Below are 16772 nucleotides of genomic sequence, written 5' to 3' on the forward strand. Positions count from 1 at the left end.
AATTGTCAACGGTTGATTAATATGGAGTCTGGTATCAAAAAACACCCGAATAAGGAAATTCAGGCAGCCATTGACTTCGCTTTAGTCTATGGCTGGACGTTTAAGCTGAGTAAAGGTCATGCTTTTGGGCGCTTAAAGTGTGGGAAGGGGCATCGGCAACACCAAATTAGTGTTTGGTCAACGCCACGAAACCCATATAACCACGCCAAGCAAATAGTTCGACAAGTCATTGCCTGCGAGGAGTTAACTAAATGAACACCTACAATTTTTCTCTTGTCTTAGGTGGTATTTCCAACCGCACTCCGCTGTTGGAAGACAAGATTTATAGCGCGGGTTGTGATGATGCATTGGTGTGCTTCTATGGCTCAACAGTTTATTTGCAGTTCGACCGGGAAGCGAAAAGCTTTCAGGACGCGGTGCTGTCGGCCATTCAACAGATGGAATCATTGAGCGACTGTCGAGTAACGGCCGTTGATGCCGGTGGTTACGTCGGTATTAGCGATATTGCGGAGCGAAGCGACTTAACTAAGCAGTCTATTTCTTTGCTAAAAGAGGGTAAGAGAGGGAGTGGTGATTTTCCATCGCCTTTGTATCGTTTAACAGGTAAACAGCCATTATGGCAATGGAGTGAAGTGGCTGAGTGGTTGGCCAGCTATGAGAAAATTCCAAAGCAGTTAGCGGAGCACGCAGAGCTTGTCAGTAACCTGAACTTAGCCTTGCAGTTAAGAGACAATAAAGTGCGTATAAAGGTTGGGGAGCTAATGGAAGCTTTACCAAATAAACACTAGATACAAAAAAACCGGCTCAAAAGCCGGCTTTTCTTTCCCTGCGCCTAAGCCCAGGTCAGTAATTCTTCTTACAGTGCTTTGATCTTAGCATTCAAACGGCTTTTATGACGTGCCGCTTTGTTCTTGCTGATAAGACCTTTAGTTGCGTAACTGTCCAGCATTGGGGTTACGTCTTTCATTGCAGTGTTTGCTGCATCTTTGTCTTTCTTTTCAATAGCTGCGATTACACGTTTAAGGTAAGTACGCATCATTGAACGACGGCTTGCATTGTGGCGGCGATTTTTCTCGGCCTGAATCGCACGCTTTTTAGCAGACTTAATGTTAGCCAAGGTGAACTCCTAAATTCATTAACAGAACGCTTCTCTTATAAAGGCCGCAGATTATGCCTTTTCTGCTGTAAAAGTCAACAGCGAAAAGGGAAAAACTCACCGCTTTAAGTCAGGTTTTGATAAAATAGCATCCACCATTGGTCTCAGTTACAATCAAAAACAGAAACTTAGCTGTCAGCCGAAAGGATCTCTCTTGTCAAAAGCTTTGCTCCGTTCAGGATTTATCGTCAGTGCTATGACTCTTATATCGCGTGTACTGGGTTTGGTGCGCGATGTGGTCATTGCCAACCTGATGGGCGCCGGTGCTGCAGCGGATGTGTTTTTCTTTGCCAATAAGATCCCTAACTTCTTACGCCGGCTTTTTGCCGAGGGTGCTTTCGCGCAGGCGTTTGTACCGGTTCTGACCGAGTATAAGCAGGGTAAAGAACTGCCGGAACAGCAATTATTGATAGCTCGGGTATCCGGTACTTTAGGTACTATTGTTACTTTAGTGACAATCTTCGGTGTGGTGGCTTCCCCGGTTGTGGCCGCGCTTTTTGGTATGGGTTGGTTTTTAGATTGGTGGAACGACGGGCCGCAAGGGGATAAATTTGTACTGGCCAGTGACTTACTCCGCATTACCTTTCCTTATTTATGGTTTATTAGTTTTACCGCTATGGCCGGCGCCATACTCAATACGCTGGGCAAGTTTGCCGTAGCCGCTTTTACACCGGTATTTTTGAACGTGGCTATTATTGCGGCGGCTATCTGGTTGGCTCCGCAGCTTGAGCAACCGGAATATGCACTGGCCTGGGGCGTATTTTTTGGTGGGCTAATTCAGCTTTTATTCCAACTGCCGTTTCTGAAAAGAGCCGGGTTGCTGGTTAAACCCCAATGGGGCTGGAAAGACCCCGGCGTAACCAAAATTCGCAAACTGATGTTACCGGCTATATTTGGTGTGTCAGTCAGTCAAATTAACTTACTGTTTGATACCCTCATTGCCAGCTTTTTGATGACGGGGTCAATAAGCTGGCTTTATTACTCGGATCGGTTGCTGGAATTCCCGCTTGGGCTATTTGGTATTGCCATTGCCACGGTTATTCTGCCGGCGCTTTCTTCACGCCACGTAGACCAGTCAAAAGAAAACTTCAGTTCCACGCTCGACTGGGGCATTCGTATGGTGCTGTTGTTAGGTGTACCGGCCATGGCGGGTCTTTTTGTATTAGCAGAGCCCATGCTTATGGTGTTGTTCATGCATGGCGCCTTCAGCCCGGACGATGCGCGTATGGCGTCCTACAGTCTCATGGCCTATTCGACAGGTTTGCTGAGTTTCATGATGGTGAAAGTGCTGGCAACGGGCTTTTACTCCCGGCAGGACACTAAGCGACCGGTGAAGTATGGCATTATTGCTATGGCAGCCAATATGGTATTTAACATTGCTTTGGCCATTCCTTTTAGTTATGTCGGATTAGCCCTGGCAACGGCGGCCTCTGCGGCTATTAACGCGGGGTTACTGGGCGTTACTTTATGGCGTGAAGGCGTGCTGAAAAAGCAACCGGGAACCGGACGCTTTATACTCCAGGTGCTGTTCGCCACCACGGCGATGATAGCGGGCGTGCTCTGGTTAAGTCCGGATATTGCTACCTGGCGGACCAGTTCTTTAGTTGAACGCCCCTGGCTTTTGGCGCAGGTGATTGGGTTCGGCGCGCTGATTTATATTGCTGTGCTTGTAATAACCGGTATGAGGCCACGACATTTCCGTGCGCGTGAGTACTGATTATCGCTTCAGTATCAGTTATAATCGCGTCTTTTCCGGAAAACATTAAGATTGTGCGGGCATGGAACTGATTCGCGGTACTCATAACCTAAGAGCTGGGCATAACGGCTGTGTGTTGACCATCGGTAACTTTGATGGTGTTCACCTGGGCCATCAGGCGGTATTGAGTCAGGTCCGTGAAAAAGCGCAGCAGCTGGGCGTCCCCTCGGCAGTTATGACCTTCGAGCCTCAGCCGCAAGAGCTTTTTCAACCTGAAAAAGCCCCTGCACGGCTAACCAATTGGCGTGAAAAGTATCTCGCTCTACAGGCTCAAAATGTCGACCGACATATTGTCATTGAATTTAATAAGAAGTTTGCCAGTCAACCGGCTCGTGAGTTTATTGAGCAGACGTTGGTTGGCAAGCTGGGTGTTAAGTTTCTGGTGGTAGGCGACGATTTTCGTTTTGGCTATAAACGTGAAGGCGACTTTGAGTTGCTGCAAAATGCCGGTAAAGAGCTGGGTTTTGAAGTGGTGGACACCCGCAGTTATCGCCAACAGCAACAGCGCGTAAGCAGTACTGCCATACGCCAGGCATTAGAGCAAGGCGACTTTGATCTGGCGGAACAAATGTTGGGCCGGCCTTATCAAATGTGCGGGAAAGTCGTACACGGGCGAAAGAATGGTCGAACTATTGGTTTTCCTACCGCTAACGTGCCGCTAAAGCGCTTAAAAAGCCCCCTACACGGGGTGTTCGCGGTAACCGCTCAACTTGGTAAGGGCGGAAAAACCTATTCCGGTGTCGCTAACTTAGGAACCCGGCCAACATTAAATGGCGACGAAGTACAGCTGGAGGTGCATTTGTTTGAGTTTTCAGGCAATCTGTACGGTCAGCAGATGACGGTCACGCCAGTGGCCAAATTGCGTAACGAGCAACGGTTTGCGTCGTTACAGCACTTACAAGAACAAATTGAAAAAGATGCCGCCCGCGCACGTGATGCATTAGCGTGCCGGAGTCAGTAACTATGCGGAAATGGAAACAGTGACCCATGAGTGATTACAAACACACCTTAAACTTGCCAGAAACAGCGTTCCCTATGCGCGGTAACCTGGCTCAACGCGAGCCAAAAATGCTGGAGCAATGGTATGAAGCTGACCTGTACGGTCAAATTCGTCAAGCTAAAGCGGGCAAGCCTAAATTTATTCTGCACGACGGCCCTCCGTACGCGAACGGGCAAATTCACATTGGTCACGCCGTAAATAAAATTTTAAAAGACGTTATTGTTAAGGCAAAAACCTTAAGCGACTTTGATGCGCCTTACGTGCCGGGTTGGGACTGCCATGGCCTGCCAATTGAGTTGCAGGTAGAGAAAAAGCACGGTAAGCCGGGTAAAAAATTAAACTTGGCTGAGTTTCGTGAAAAGTGCCGCGAATATGCCATGACTCAAATTGATCAGCAACGCACAGACTTTAAACGTCTGGGCGTGTTAGGTGACTGGGATAACCCTTACCTGACCATGAACTTTAAGCAGGAAGCGGACAGTGTTCGGGCTTTGGCAAAAATCATTGATAATGGCCATTTGCATCAGGGTTTTAAGCCGGTTCATTGGTGTACTGACTGTGGTTCCGCGCTAGCTGAAGCGGAAGTGGAATATCAGGACAAAAACTCACCGGCTATTGATGTGCGCCTGCCGGTTGCTGCAACGGCGGAAACCGTCGAGCGTTTTAGCACGCCGGAAGGGCATGTTGGTGAGGGCGATGTCAGCATGGTTATCTGGACCACGACTCCGTGGACCATTCCGGCTAACCGCGCCGTTACTCTGGCAGAAGGGCTTGAGTACACGTTAGTGCAGATTGAAGCCAGCGATGACCAACCAGCAGAGCGAGTAATACTTGCTGATGATTTGGTTAAAGACTGTATGGAACGCTGGAACATTACCCACTACCACAAGCTGGGTTTCTGCAAAGGTAAAGACTTAGAAGGTCTGCAGCTACAGCATCCGTTGTTTGAGTTGCAGGTGCCGGTAATACTGGGCGACCACGTAACCACTGAAAGCGGTACCGGTTGTGTGCATACAGCGCCAGGACATGGTGTCGATGACTTCCTGGTAGGCCAACGATACGGTATTGAAGTTTATAACCCAGTTGGTGATAACGGTGTGTACAAAGACGATACGCCACTGTTTGCCGGGCAGCATGTATTTAAAGCAAATGAGCCTATTGTCGACAAGCTCCGTGAAGTCGGTAACTTGATGCATGCAGAAAGCTACCGTCACTCATACCCGCATTGCTGGCGCCACAAAACGCCGATTATTTTCCGTGCAACGCCGCAATGGTTTATCAGCATGGACAAGAAAGGTTTGCGTGCCGGTGCGTTAGATCAAATCAAAAAAGTGGGCTGGTTCCCTGAGTGGGGACAAAGCCGCATAGAGTCGATGGTAGAAGGGCGCCCTGACTGGTGTATTTCTCGTCAACGTACCTGGGGTAACCCCATTGCCATTTTCGTGAATCGCGAAACTGATGAGCTGCATCCAGACACGCTGGAACTGATGGAAAAGGTCGCTCAGCTTATTGAAAAAGACGGTGTTCAGGCGTGGTTTGATTTAGAGCCGGAAACGCTGTTGGGCGATGAAGCTGACAAATACCGTAAAGTAACCGACACGTTAGATGTCTGGTTTGACTCGGGCGTTACGCATCACTGCGTATTGCGTGAGTTTGATGGCCTGCGCTGGCCCGCTGACTTATATTTAGAAGGTTCGGATCAACACCGGGGCTGGTTCCAGAGCTCGTTGGTTACAGGCGTTGCGATGTATAACGAAGCGCCGTACCACCAGGTTCTGACTCACGGCTTTACTGTGGATGCACAGGGCCGCAAGATGTCCAAGTCTATCGGTAACGTAGTTGCTCCGCAGGACGTGATGAATAAGTTGGGTGGCGACATTCTGCGCTTATGGGTTGCATCAGCAGATTATTCCGGCGAAATGACGGTTTCTGATGAAATCCTTAAACGCTCTGCGGATGCGTATCGTCGCATTCGTAATACGTCGCGCTTTTTATTAGCGAACTTAACCGGTTTTGACCCTAAAACGGACTTAGTTGCCAGAGAAGACATGGTTGAACTGGACCGCTGGATTGTGGGACGGGCCGCTGACTTGCAGAAAGAACTGCTGGAAGCCTACGACAACTATCAGTTCCATAGCGTTGTGCAGAAGCTTATGCATTTTTGCTCAATTGAACTGGGTAGCTTCTATCTGGACATCATTAAAGACCGTCAGTACACCGCAAAGTCGGAAGGACTGGCTCGTCGTTCTTGCCAGACAGCGCTGTATCATATTGCTGAGGCACTGGTGCGCTGGATGGCGCCAATTTGTAGCTTTACGGCTCAGGAAATTTGGGACTTGTTGCCGAACGAGCGCAGTCAGTATGTCTTTACCGAAAACTGGTATCAGGGTTTTGATGAATTTGCCGGTGTGAAAGACGATGAAAACGCATTCTGGATGCAGTTGCTGGAAATTCGCGACGTGGTTAATCAGGCACTGGAGCAGTCACGCCGTAACGATGTTATTGGTGGTTCATTGCAGGCCGAAGTGACCTTGTATACTGACGATAAGTTGGCGACCTCTTTGAACCGTTTAGGTGAAGAGCTGCGTTTTGCACTACTGACATCAGAAGCGCAAGTGGCTTCTATTAATGATGCACCTGCTGACGCAGTTAAAGCTGAAAAGATGGCGTTGGCGGTTAGTGTAAAGAAATCTGAATACAAGAAGTGCGAGCGTTGCTGGCATCATCGCAAAGAGGTTGGCACATTAGAAAGCCATGCCGATTTATGCCAGCGTTGTGTAACCAATATTGAAGGTGAAGGTGAGGAGCGTCGTTTTGCCTGATTTTGCTGACCAGACTAACCGTGCAACCGGGCTACGTTTTTTGTGGCTAACGTTGTTGCTGGTGGTTGTTGATCAAATTACGAAGATTTGGGTTGCAGGTGAATTTGAGCTTTACGAAAGCCGGGTTGTTATTGAAGGCTTATTTAACTTCACCTACGTACACAACTATGGTGCCGCATTTAGCTTTTTAAGTGACGGTGGCGGTTGGCAGCGTTGGTTCTTCACCGCTATAGCTATTGCTATTAGTGTTGTTTTACTTATCTGGATGCGCCGTAACCCGGTAGGCTTGTGGCGCCAGAACCTGGCCTTTTCGCTGATTCTGGCAGGGGCTATTGGTAATGTCGCTGACCGTTTAATGTACGGCTATGTCATCGACTTTTTTGATGTGCACTATCAGGGTTGGCATTGGCCGGCCTTTAACGTAGCGGACATGGCTATTACTATTGGTGCTGCACTCATGTTGCTGGAAGCTTTTTTTGATAACCGTCGGGATAAAACTGAAGACGGTCACAAGCAGTAAGGAGTTTCGTTTGAGTCGTTTACCTATTGAGCACGGACGTGAAGTGGTTATGCACTTCACCATTAAACTTGCCGATGGTTCGGTTGCGGACAGCACCAAAATGTCTGGCAAGCCAGCGAAGTTTCGTATGGGCGATGGCAGCCTGACGGAAAACTTTGAAGCTTGTCTGGTAGGTCTGCGTGAAGGCGCCGAGCGTGAATTCACATTAGAGCCCAAAGACGCTTTTGGCGAACCCAACCCGGACAACTACTACTATGTCGACTCGGCAAAGTTTAGCGACGAAACAAAACCGGAAGTTGGCGCTATTTTGGCGTTTACTCAACCTGATGGTACCGATTTACCGGGAATTGTTCGTAAAATTGAAGGTCCAACAGTGACCATCGATTTTAATCATCCGTTAGCGGGACAAACGGTGATTTTTGAAGTAGAAATTATCAGCGTTGAGCCGTGACTGGTTAAACAAGCGGGCTGAGCGCAGGAGGAAATGATGCAGATTTTGTTGGCGAACCCACGTGGCTTTTGTGCCGGAGTTGATCGCGCTATTACTATCGTCGAGCGGGCCCTGGAAATATTCGAGCCGCCGATTTATGTGCGTCACGAAGTGGTTCACAACAAGTATGTCGTCAGCAAGCTGCGCGATGCCGGTGCGGTATTTGTGGAAGAGTTGCACGAAGTGCCGGACGACCAAATCGTTATTTTTAGCGCCCATGGCGTTTCTCAGGCGGTAAGACAAGAAGCCAAAGATCGCGGTTTGAGGGTGTTTGATGCCACCTGTCCATTGGTAACCAAGGTTCATATGGAAGTGACGCGTGCCAGTCGAAAGGGACATGAATGTGTACTCATTGGCCATGCGGGACACCCGGAAGTTGAAGGCACCATGGGTCAGTATAAGAACGCCGATGGTGGTATCTACTTAGTTGAGTCGCCTGAAGACGTGAGTAAATTGGAAGTTAAAGACTCGAAAAACCTCCATTATATGAGTCAGACAACTTTATCGGTTGATGACACCGCCGATGTTATAGAGGCTTTACGTCAGAAGTTTCCTGACATTAATGGTCCACGTAAGGACGATATCTGCTACGCCACCCAAAACAGGCAGGATGCGGTGCGTGAATTAGCCAGTGATGCCGATGTTATGTTAGTTGTGGGCGCACGCAATAGCTCAAACTCAAACCGCTTACGCGAGCTTTCAGAGAAAATGGGAACTCCGGCTTATCTAATTGATGATGCCAGTTGCATCGACAAAGCCTGGTTAGATGGTCAGGATAAAGTTGCGGTAACCGCTGGCGCTTCTGCACCAGAAGTATTGGTAAAAGAAGTTATTGCTAAGCTGCAGGAATGGGGTGGTAAGACCGCCATTGAACTCAGTGGCCGTGAGGAAAATATCACTTTCTCAATTCCGCCAGAGCTAAGACCGCACCCGGCAGCGTAGCGCTAATATCTAGCGCACGAGCGATGCGTTTTAACGTGTCGCTCCTTCTCACTTTTTCACACGCAAGCAATTGGGAAGTCTTTGCAAAGCTGATATTTAAGTTATTGCTAATTTTATCGAGACAGCCAGACTTTCAATAAATACCTATTTTTTTCTCCCCAGGTTATTTCAACATCCATAGAAGCGTTGTTTTCGTCTATTGAATTAACATCTGAATGGATAATAAAACCGTTCGAAATGACTTCAGGTGAGGGGGAAGAGCCATTTATCCAGTCAATATGGGTGTCTTGTATATAGCGATTCAAAACTTCGACGGCTTGGGCTTTGCGTTTTACTTCTTCAATAGCGCCTAACCCAATCTGGAGCAGCTGCTGACTACTGACAGCCCAAATAGCGACTATTGCAGAAGCAACCAAGGTTTCGGTCAGGGAAAAACCTTTACTTTTGTGCTGACTCATAATGTTCTTTCTGTCGGTTAAAATCGGCTTCTAACTGGCCAGAAAGTACTTGCCACTGATGCTCTTGCTGAGCTTCCAGCATTTGCGCGTAGAAAAACAGGGCGGCGACGCTTGCGGAGCTTAGACTAATGAGTGTTACTAAGGTGAGTATTAACGCGAATCCTTTCGCTTGCATTGTGAACATCCTTCTCTGTGGTTAAAAGCAAAGGGCTAAGAAAATATCGTTATGCTTCGTTTAAACGATTGCTCTTGCACGCCGTTTTTAGTGACCCGTGAAATAATCATTGTAATAAACAGCTTTGATGCGCCGTCAGAGGCTGGCGGAACACTGGTTTCAACCATTAACTCCTGAACCTCAAACTGTGTTTTGTCGGTCAGTGACTGCCAACCATACCCTGAACAGTCCAGTGTCATAGGGTTATGCTGTAACTGGGAATTCTTAACCCGAAAGCCAACCGACCCGCCGCTTTGGGTAGGGAAAATAAAGCAATTGCTCTGTGGGTTTTGCATGCCTCCAGCTACTGTCTGGTTCAGGTTTTCAAAAAACTCATAAGAAACGGCTTGCCCACCCAGAATAAATTGTGCACTCGACACCGCACGAAACTGAGCGCCTTTTTGCCACTGCATTATGTGCTGAGTGGTGATCACAATAATAGAACCAAGTGCAGCAGCAATGAGTACTTCAACCAGGCTATAGCCATTACTTTTACTAACTAGCATAAGGAGGTTCCGGGCAATGACGAGCCAAGGCTAACGCAAGAGCGAATGCGACCTTTGCTGCTTATAATTACTTTTATCATTCTGTCACCGCTTACAATCCGGACATGCCCAGGTACAGCCGCACCGGAGTTACCGTAGAACTTGAGTGGACTTGCTGCGCTGTACGTCGATTCTGTCATTGCTTTAAAAACACTGGAGCGAGCGTCAAGAGGTACCAATTCAGCAACTATTGAGCGCTGTTCCTTCTGTGCCTTTGCTTTTACTTGATGCAAATACAACAACCAGCGATTACTGGCCTGTTGCAACAGCAAGGTCTCCATTTGTTGACTCAATAACGGCATTGATAACGCACCTAGGCCTGCGCTAATTGTCAGTGCAATAAGCATTTCAAGGAGGGAATAACCACGCACGGTAATAACCTTTTTGTTAAAGAGCAGAGAGTGTAGCTGCCAGAAGATAAATATCTGTAGGCCAAAACGTATCAATGAGTCAGAAAATATTTAAAAGCTGGCTCGATTCTTGAATGAAACACCGCAGGTTCAACTTTTTGACGCAACAGGAAGACGTATGGCGGGCGGTGCCGAAAAGTTAGTAGATTTAAGAAATTTCACGCAGAACAACGCGCATCTGATTAAAGGATTCGGAACGCCTGTGGCCATTATGGCCATTCTGGCGATGGTAGTTCTGCCAATTCCGGCCATGGTGCTGGATATTCTGTTCTCGTTTTCAATTACCTTGTCACTGGTAGTTATGCTGGTGGCGGTTTATACCCAACGTCCGTTAGATTTCGCTGCCTTCCCCACGGTATTGCTTATTGCGACGGTCTTACGGTTAAGCCTTAACGTTGCTTCAACCCGTATTGTTTTGCTGGAAGGTCATAACGGGCCCGGCGCGGCGGGCTCAGTGATTGAGGCTTTCGGTAGTGTTGTTATAGGCGGTAACTACACCGTTGGTCTGGTGGTGTTTGCCATTCTGGTTATTATTAACTTTGTGGTTATCACCAAAGGTGCCGGCCGTATTTCAGAAGTTACTGCCCGTTTTACCCTTGATGCCATGCCGGGTAAACAGATGGCTATTGATGCCGACCTGAACGCGGGTTTAATCAATCAGGAAGAAGCCAAAGCCCGACGCAGTGACGTAACCCGTGAGGCCGATTTCTACGGCTCTATGGACGGTGCCAGTAAGTTCGTAAAAGGGGATGCCATAGCCGGTATCCTTATTCTCTTTATTAACATTATCGGCGGCCTGCTCATTGGTATGATCCAGTACGGCCTGACCTTTAATGAGGCCGTGGAAGTTTATACCCTGTTAACCATTGGTGACGGCCTGGTCGCGCAAATCCCCTCTTTATTACTGTCGGTTGCGACCGCCATTATCATTACTCGCGAAAATGACAGTAAAGACATGGGCGATGCCGTTGTCCTGCAACTGCTTGATAACCCCAAGGTTCTGGTCATTACCAGTGCGGTACTCTTTGCTATGGGTGTTATCCCTGGTATGCCGCATCTGGCGTTCTTGAGTATGTCAGCGGTACTAGCCGGTGCAGCGTACTTTAAGCTTAAAAAGTCAAAAGTCGAAGAAGGCGAGCTGGTAGAGAAAGAACAGGAGCAGCAAGTCCAGCAGGCGCAGCAAAAAGAGCTTAGCTGGGACGATGTGCGCCATGTAGACACTATTGGTCTGGAAGTTGGCTATCGTTTAATTCCTTTGGTCGATAAGCAGCAGGGCGGCGAGCTCCTGTCACGCATAAAAGGCGTGCGTAAGAAACAGTCACAGGAATTTGGTTTCCTGGTGCCAGCTGTTCATATCAGAGACAACCTGGATTTAGGCCCTAACAGTTACCGAATTACCCTAATGGGTGTGACTATGGGCGAAGCTGAAATTCGCCATGACTGGGAAATGGCGATTAACCCGGGTCAGGTTTTCGGCGAACTGGAGGGCGAAAAAACAACTGACCCTGCCTTTGGTCTGGATGCGGTCTGGATCCGCCCTGAACAACGAGAGCATGCGCAGACCCTGGGTTATACCGTGGTGGATGCGGCAACTGTGGTTGCAACACATTTAAGTCAAATAGTGACAAACCATGCGTCACAGCTACTGGGTCATGAAGAAGCACAAGAATTACTGGATCGTTTAGGTCGCACGCATCCTAAGCTGGTTGAAGGCCTGATTCCGGATCTGCTGTCATTGGGCAATTTTGTGAAAGTACTGCAAAACCTATTGGATGAAGGTATTGCGATTCGTGACATGCGCACCATTGTACAAACCCTGGTTGAGTACGCGGGGCGTAGTCAGGACCCAGAAGTATTAACGGCTGCGGTCAGAATTTCATTACGCCGTTTAATTGTTCAGGACATTGCTGAAGGGGCGGCGGAATTGCCTGTCATAACTTTGGCACCAGAGTTGGAACAGATGTTGCATCAGTCATTGCAAATGGCTGGTAATGACGGAAATCAGCAAGGCGCCGGAATCGAACCTGGTTTGGCCGAACGCCTGCAACAGTCATTACGCGAAGTGCATCAGCAGCAGGAAATGAATGGTGAACCTTCAGTACTGCTGACCTCCGGACTTCTGCGGTCAACCATGGCGCGATTTGCGCGTCACGCTACCGATGGTATGCGAGTGTTGTCCTATCAGGAAGTACCGGATGATAAACAAATTCGCATTGTCAGCTCAATTGGTGGACAACAAAACGGTGGTGAACAAACCGCCACACAAGAGTAACGGGAGTCGCTTGTGAAGATTAAACGCTTTTTTGCCGAAGATATGCGCCGTGGTTTGCAACAGGTTAAAGAAACCTTAGGTCCGGATGCTATTATCCTGTCCAATAAGAAAGTGAATGGTGGTATTGAGCTGGTTGCAGCCATTGACCCCGATGCGCAACAGGCACAGCCAATGGCTGATCAGGCACCGAATGAGCCGGCCGCATCAAAGACACCGGAAGTACCGGCTGAATCTTTGCAGGAACTGTTACAGCGTCAGGCGCAGGCTGAACAGCCAGCGCAACGCACTGCTGAGCAAGAGGTTGCTGAGCCGGCCACACAACGGCCAGAACCGAAACCAGAACCACAAGGCTTCGCCGATTCTCAGTTAAGCGACGATATTTTTCCTGAACAAGTAAACGCACCAGCAGCGGACGACTCCCAGGCCATTGCTGAACTGCGCTCTCAGGTAAACGGTATTCGTCAATTACTGGAGCATCAGTTAAGTGGCTTGATGAAGCAGGAAATGGATCGCGAAGAACCAACCCGTGCGATGCTGATGAATCGCTTGATGTCTATGGGCTTAAGTGAACGAGTTGCGGACCAGATTGCCTGTTTTATTCCCGAAGGTGGCTCAGACGATGAAGCCTGGGAACAGACCCTGCATTTATTAGAAGGTCAGTTGAATACCACGTCCGACGATATTTTGACACGCGGCGGTGCGGTTGCTTTAGTCGGCCCTACCGGCGTGGGTAAAACCACCACTATTGCGAAGCTGGCTGCTCGTTACGCTCAGCGCCATGGTGCGGATAAAGTGGCATTAATTACTACGGATACCTTCCGTATTGGTGCCAGTGAACAATTACAAACCTATGGTCGTATAATAGGGTGTCCGGTAAAAGTTGCTAAAAATGCGCAAGAGCTGGCAGATGCGTTACTTTCACTGCGCCAGAAGAGTTTAATTTTAATTGATACTGCAGGCATGGGCCAACGCGACAAGCGTTTGAGCGAGCAGTTAAACCAGCTTATCCAGAATTCAAGACTGCGTATTCGTCCATATCTGGTGCTTTCAGCGACATCACAGAATCAAGTATTGATGGATGCCGTTAAGCAGTTTAAAACTTTGCCTTTATCCGGTTGCATTTTTACCAAGCTGGACGAATGCTTAAGTTTAGGTGAGAGTATCAGCGTGGCTATTGAGCATGGCTTACCAGTAGGCTATTTAACCAATGGTCAGCAGGTTCCTGAAGACATTCGGGTTGCCGATGCGAACTTTATGGTAGCGGAAGCCGAGCGTTTGCTTGATAAAAGCATTTGTTCCTCAGTGTCAGACGTGCCAAAATCGTATTGGAATGCGGCGTTTTCTCGCTGAATGAGCCTAAGTAATATGAAGCTGTTGTCAATTTAGTCAGAAAAGAGATACGCCCGATGGATCAAGCAAGCGGTCTGCGAAGAATGAAACAATCAAAAGTAAAAGTTATTGCGGTAACCGGTGGTAAAGGTGGCGTGGGTAAAACCAATGTGTCGCTGAATATGGCTATTGCAATGGCAAAGCAGGGCAAACGAGTATTGGTGCTGGACGCCGACTTAGGCCTGGCTAACGTCGATGTGATGTTGGGCCTTCGCGTTGAGCGTAATCTCTCTCATGTATTAAGTGGCCAGTGTGAACTGGAAGATATTCTGATAGAAGGCCCTGCGGGAATAAAAATTGTTCCGGCAACGTCTGGTACACGTTCGATGGTGGATCTCAGTGAATCTGAGCATGCTGGTTTAATTAGAGCGTTTAGCCAGTTACAGGGCAATTATGACGTGCTGATTGTGGATACCGCAGCTGGCATAGGTAACACCGTTGTCAGTTTTGCCCGAGCCTCACAGGACGTGTTAGTCGTAGTTTGCGATGAACCAACATCGATTACCGATGCTTATGCTCTTATTAAAGTATTGAGCCGTGAGCAGGGGCTTTTCAAATTTAAAGTGGTTGCCAATATGGTGCGCAATATGCGTGACGGGCAAGTACTGTTCAATAAGCTCACTAAGGTTACCGACCGGTTCTTAGATGTTGCGCTGGAGCTGGCAGCAATTATTCCTTTCGATGAAAACTTGCGTTTAGCCGTGCGGAAACAGCAATCGTTTGTCATGGCTTACCCTAAATCTCCTGCGTCATTAGCGATAAAAGCACTGGCTAAGAAGGCGCTGGACTGGCCCGTTCCGGCTCAAGCCGGAGGACATTTAGAATTTTTCCTTGAACAATTGATAACTTCTGCCGATAACGAGAGTAAGCGGGATGTTGCCAATGAATAAAGCTGCCGTTTATGCCGCCACTGCTGACAACCGGAATGCCATTATTGAGCAGCATACCGGACTGGTTAAGCGTATTGCCCACCACATGATGGCGAGACTACCCGCCAGCGTGCAAGTGGATGATTTAATACAGGCAGGCATGATTGGCTTACTAGAAGCTGCGCGTAACTTTGATAACAGCAAAGGTGCCAGTTTCGAAACTTTTGCCGGCATTCGCATTCGTGGTGCGATGCTGGACGAAATTCGTCGCGGCGATTGGGCCCCTCGCTCAGTACACCGTAACCACAGACGTGTGCTGGAAGCCATTCGCCAGGTTGAAAACGAGACCGGGCGGGACGCAAAAGATACGGAAGTAGCCGCAAAATTGAATATGGGTATGGATGAATACCACCATATTTTACGGGATGTGAGTTCAGGACGAATTGTCGGAATTGAAGATCTTGGCGTGTCGGAAGATGCGTTAATGCCAGAGCAGGTAACAGGTTCAGCTTATGAGCCACAACGAGATGTTGAGAACGCTGCGTTTCATAAAGCATTGGTATCGACAATTTCATCGTTACCAGAACGTGAAGCCTTGGTGCTTTCGTTGTATTATGACGAAGAATTGAATTTAAAAGAGATAGGTGAAGTGCTGAGCGTGAGTGAATCACGTGTCAGTCAGATTCACAGTCAGGCAATGTTGCGACTGAAGTCGCGAATGCAAAATTGGGTTGAATAAACTTTGGTGGTAATCGAGAGCCTCAGTGGAGGGTGCTTTGGATAAAAATATGAAAATTCTTGTTGTGGATGACTTTTCTACAATGAGACGAATCATTAAGAATTTACTTCGTGATCTTGGCTTTACCAATATTCAGGAAGCTGATGACGGTAATACGGCTTTACCCATGTTGCAGAACGGTGATTTCGACTTTGTCGTAACCGATTGGAACATGCCCGGTATGCAGGGAATTGACTTGCTGCGTGAAATTCGCAAGGACGATAACCTGGCGCATTTACCGGTATTGATGGTAACGGCCGAAGCTAAGCGTGAGCAAATCATCATGGCCGCACAAGCGGGGGTTAATGGTTACATCGTGAAACCGTTTACAGCCGTAACGTTGAAAGAAAAGCTCGACAAGATCTTCGAACGTATTAGCTAAAGGGCGAATGACTATGTCTGATAACGCCCATGATATTTCTCTGGAGCAAGCCAAGGAACTCGTAGCCTTGCTTGAAGACGGGAAGCAGCAGCAGGCAAATCAATTACTGGAAGACGTTTACAACCGTCGTAACGACAAGTTATTTACTTCTGTCGGCCAGTTAACACGCGACCTCCACGAAGCACTTCAGGATTTTCAGGTAGACCCTCGCATTGTGCAAATGACACAAGATGATCTTCCTGATGCGCAAAACCGTTTGTTGTATGTCATTGAGAAAACCGAAGACGCAGCCAATAGAACAATGGATGCGGTAGAGGCTTGCCTGCCTTTAGCAGATGAGATGCATCAGCGTGTAGAGAAGGTCATGCCAGCCTGGAACAGGCTGATGAGTAACGATATTGAGTTAAATGAATTCAAGTCTTTATGCCATCAGGTCGATGACGTACTTAAGCGCTGTGGTGAAAACATGCCACAAGTGCATGGGTTGATGACTGAAGTATTGATGGCTCAGGACTTTCAGGATATTACCGGGCAAGTCATTCGCCGGGTTATTCAGTTAGTTGAAGACGTTGAAAAGAACTTAATTGAGCTACTCAAAATATTCGGTAAAGAAGAAGAGCGCCGTAAGGCAGCAACCTCAACGCCTGATAAGAAAAATGCAGGTGTTGCGGAAGGCCCTATTATAGATGCTGATCAACGCGATGACGTGGTTGGCGGACAAGACGAAGTGGACGATTTGCTGTCCAGTTTAGGTTTCTAGGAGCATCAG

General features: G+C 48.1%; 19 protein-coding genes and 1 pseudogene. 14 read left to right on the forward strand and 6 right to left on the reverse strand.

Annotation, left to right across the window (positions count from 1 at the left end):
* Positions 1–21 precede the first annotated feature (21 nt).
* Together ACP7FG_RS10665 and ACP7FG_RS10670 are read left to right on the forward strand one after the other, a co-directional pair.
* Complete coding sequence (locus ACP7FG_RS10665; RefSeq protein WP_200795856.1) at positions 22–255, forward strand: hypothetical protein; 234 nt, start codon at positions 22–24, stop codon at positions 253–255.
* Positions 252–788 (forward strand): helix-turn-helix transcriptional regulator, encoded by a 537-nt coding sequence (locus ACP7FG_RS10670; protein ID WP_199493105.1) that lies wholly within the window; start codon positions 252–254, stop codon positions 786–788. Before ACP7FG_RS10665 ends, ACP7FG_RS10670 begins: the two co-directional genes overlap by 4 nt.
* 68 nt (positions 789–856) lie before the next feature.
* On the opposite strand, the gene rpsT is transcribed toward ACP7FG_RS10670, so the two are convergent.
* A complete protein-coding gene (gene rpsT / locus ACP7FG_RS10675) occupies positions 857–1117 on the reverse strand; it encodes a 30S ribosomal protein S20 (RefSeq protein WP_054486760.1) in 261 nt (86 codons plus the stop codon).
* 193 nt (positions 1118–1310) lie between these two features.
* On the opposite strand from rpsT, the gene murJ reads away from it, so the two are divergent.
* The 6 genes from murJ (at position 1311) to ispH (ending at position 8686) form a co-directional block, all read left to right on the forward strand.
* On the forward strand, positions 1311–2873 hold the full coding sequence (murJ, locus tag ACP7FG_RS10680; RefSeq protein ID WP_439226356.1) for a murein biosynthesis integral membrane protein MurJ: 1563 nt from the start codon (positions 1311–1313) through the stop codon (positions 2871–2873).
* 61 nt (positions 2874–2934) lie between these two features.
* Positions 2935–3873 carry a bifunctional riboflavin kinase/FAD synthetase gene (gene ribF, locus ACP7FG_RS10685; RefSeq protein WP_439226357.1) on the forward strand — a complete coding sequence of 313 codons (939 nt, stop codon included), beginning with the start codon at positions 2935–2937 and terminating at the stop codon, positions 3871–3873.
* Positions 3874–3899: 26 nt separating this feature from the next.
* Positions 3900–6734 (forward strand): isoleucine--tRNA ligase, encoded by a 2835-nt coding sequence (gene ileS / locus ACP7FG_RS10690; protein ID WP_439226358.1) that lies wholly within the window; start codon positions 3900–3902, stop codon positions 6732–6734.
* Positions 6727–7254, forward strand: a complete 528-nt coding sequence (gene lspA / locus ACP7FG_RS10695) for a signal peptidase II (protein WP_439226359.1) — start codon at positions 6727–6729, stop codon at positions 7252–7254. Before ileS ends, lspA begins: the two co-directional genes overlap by 8 nt.
* A gap of 10 nt (positions 7255–7264) precedes the next feature.
* Positions 7265–7705, forward strand: coding sequence for an FKBP-type peptidyl-prolyl cis-trans isomerase (fkpB, locus tag ACP7FG_RS10700; protein ID WP_054486769.1), 441 nt, complete (start codon positions 7265–7267; stop codon positions 7703–7705).
* A 36-nt stretch (positions 7706–7741) separates the two neighbouring features.
* The gene (ispH, locus tag ACP7FG_RS10705) at positions 7742–8686 is read left to right on the forward strand and encodes a 4-hydroxy-3-methylbut-2-enyl diphosphate reductase (RefSeq protein WP_439226386.1); all 945 of its coding nucleotides are present in this window, start codon (positions 7742–7744) and stop codon (positions 8684–8686) included.
* 113 nt (positions 8687–8799) lie between these two features.
* Here ispH and ACP7FG_RS10710 read toward each other — a convergent pair whose 3' ends face one another.
* From ACP7FG_RS10710 to ACP7FG_RS10730, 5 genes and pseudogenes are all read right to left on the reverse strand, one after another.
* Complete coding sequence (locus ACP7FG_RS10710) at positions 8800–9144, reverse strand: PulJ/GspJ family protein (RefSeq protein WP_439226360.1); 345 nt, start codon at positions 9142–9144, stop codon at positions 8800–8802.
* The gene (locus ACP7FG_RS10715; RefSeq protein ID WP_054486775.1) at positions 9125–9319 is read right to left on the reverse strand and encodes a hypothetical protein; all 195 of its coding nucleotides are present in this window, start codon (positions 9317–9319) and stop codon (positions 9125–9127) included. Before ACP7FG_RS10715 ends, ACP7FG_RS10710 begins: the two co-directional genes overlap by 20 nt.
* Before the next feature lie 35 nt (positions 9320–9354).
* Positions 9355–9864: a prepilin-type N-terminal cleavage/methylation domain-containing protein gene (locus tag ACP7FG_RS10720; protein ID WP_439226361.1), complete on the reverse strand. Its 510-nt coding sequence runs from the start codon at positions 9862–9864 to the stop codon at positions 9355–9357.
* Complete coding sequence (locus tag ACP7FG_RS10725) at positions 9858–10205, reverse strand: pilus assembly FimT family protein (protein WP_439226387.1); 348 nt, start codon at positions 10203–10205, stop codon at positions 9858–9860. Before ACP7FG_RS10725 ends, ACP7FG_RS10720 begins: the two co-directional genes overlap by 7 nt.
* Before the next feature lie 9 nt (positions 10206–10214).
* A pseudogene (locus ACP7FG_RS10730) lies at positions 10215–10274 on the reverse strand (prepilin-type N-terminal cleavage/methylation domain-containing protein); the annotation flags it as partial.
* 157 nt (positions 10275–10431) lie between these two features.
* On the opposite strand from ACP7FG_RS10730, the gene flhA reads away from it, so the two are divergent.
* Genes flhA through ACP7FG_RS10760 form a run of 6 tightly spaced genes read left to right on the forward strand, consistent with a single transcriptional unit; the run spans position 10432 to position 16763 of the window.
* Positions 10432–12585 (forward strand): flagellar biosynthesis protein FlhA, encoded by a 2154-nt coding sequence (gene flhA, locus ACP7FG_RS10735; RefSeq protein WP_224798056.1) that lies wholly within the window; start codon positions 10432–10434, stop codon positions 12583–12585.
* A 12-nt stretch (positions 12586–12597) separates the two neighbouring features.
* Positions 12598–13935 (forward strand): flagellar biosynthesis protein FlhF, encoded by a 1338-nt coding sequence (gene flhF / locus ACP7FG_RS10740; RefSeq protein ID WP_439226362.1) that lies wholly within the window; start codon positions 12598–12600, stop codon positions 13933–13935.
* 56 nt (positions 13936–13991) lie between these two features.
* On the forward strand, positions 13992–14864 hold the full coding sequence (locus tag ACP7FG_RS10745; RefSeq protein WP_054486785.1) for a MinD/ParA family protein: 873 nt from the start codon (positions 13992–13994) through the stop codon (positions 14862–14864).
* The gene (locus ACP7FG_RS10750; RefSeq protein WP_054486787.1) at positions 14857–15582 is read left to right on the forward strand and encodes an RNA polymerase sigma factor FliA; all 726 of its coding nucleotides are present in this window, start codon (positions 14857–14859) and stop codon (positions 15580–15582) included. Before ACP7FG_RS10745 ends, ACP7FG_RS10750 begins: the two co-directional genes overlap by 8 nt.
* Before the next feature lie 37 nt (positions 15583–15619).
* Positions 15620–16003, forward strand: a complete 384-nt coding sequence (gene cheY / locus ACP7FG_RS10755) for a chemotaxis response regulator CheY (protein ID WP_016341317.1) — start codon at positions 15620–15622, stop codon at positions 16001–16003.
* A gap of 13 nt (positions 16004–16016) precedes the next feature.
* On the forward strand, positions 16017–16763 hold the full coding sequence (locus ACP7FG_RS10760; protein WP_054486789.1) for a protein phosphatase CheZ: 747 nt from the start codon (positions 16017–16019) through the stop codon (positions 16761–16763).
* Positions 16764–16772: the final 9 nt, after the last annotated feature.

It is taken from the genome of Idiomarina sp. ST10R2A5, from assembly GCF_051842325.1.
Lineage (GTDB): Bacteria > Pseudomonadota > Gammaproteobacteria > Enterobacterales > Alteromonadaceae > Idiomarina > Idiomarina abyssalis.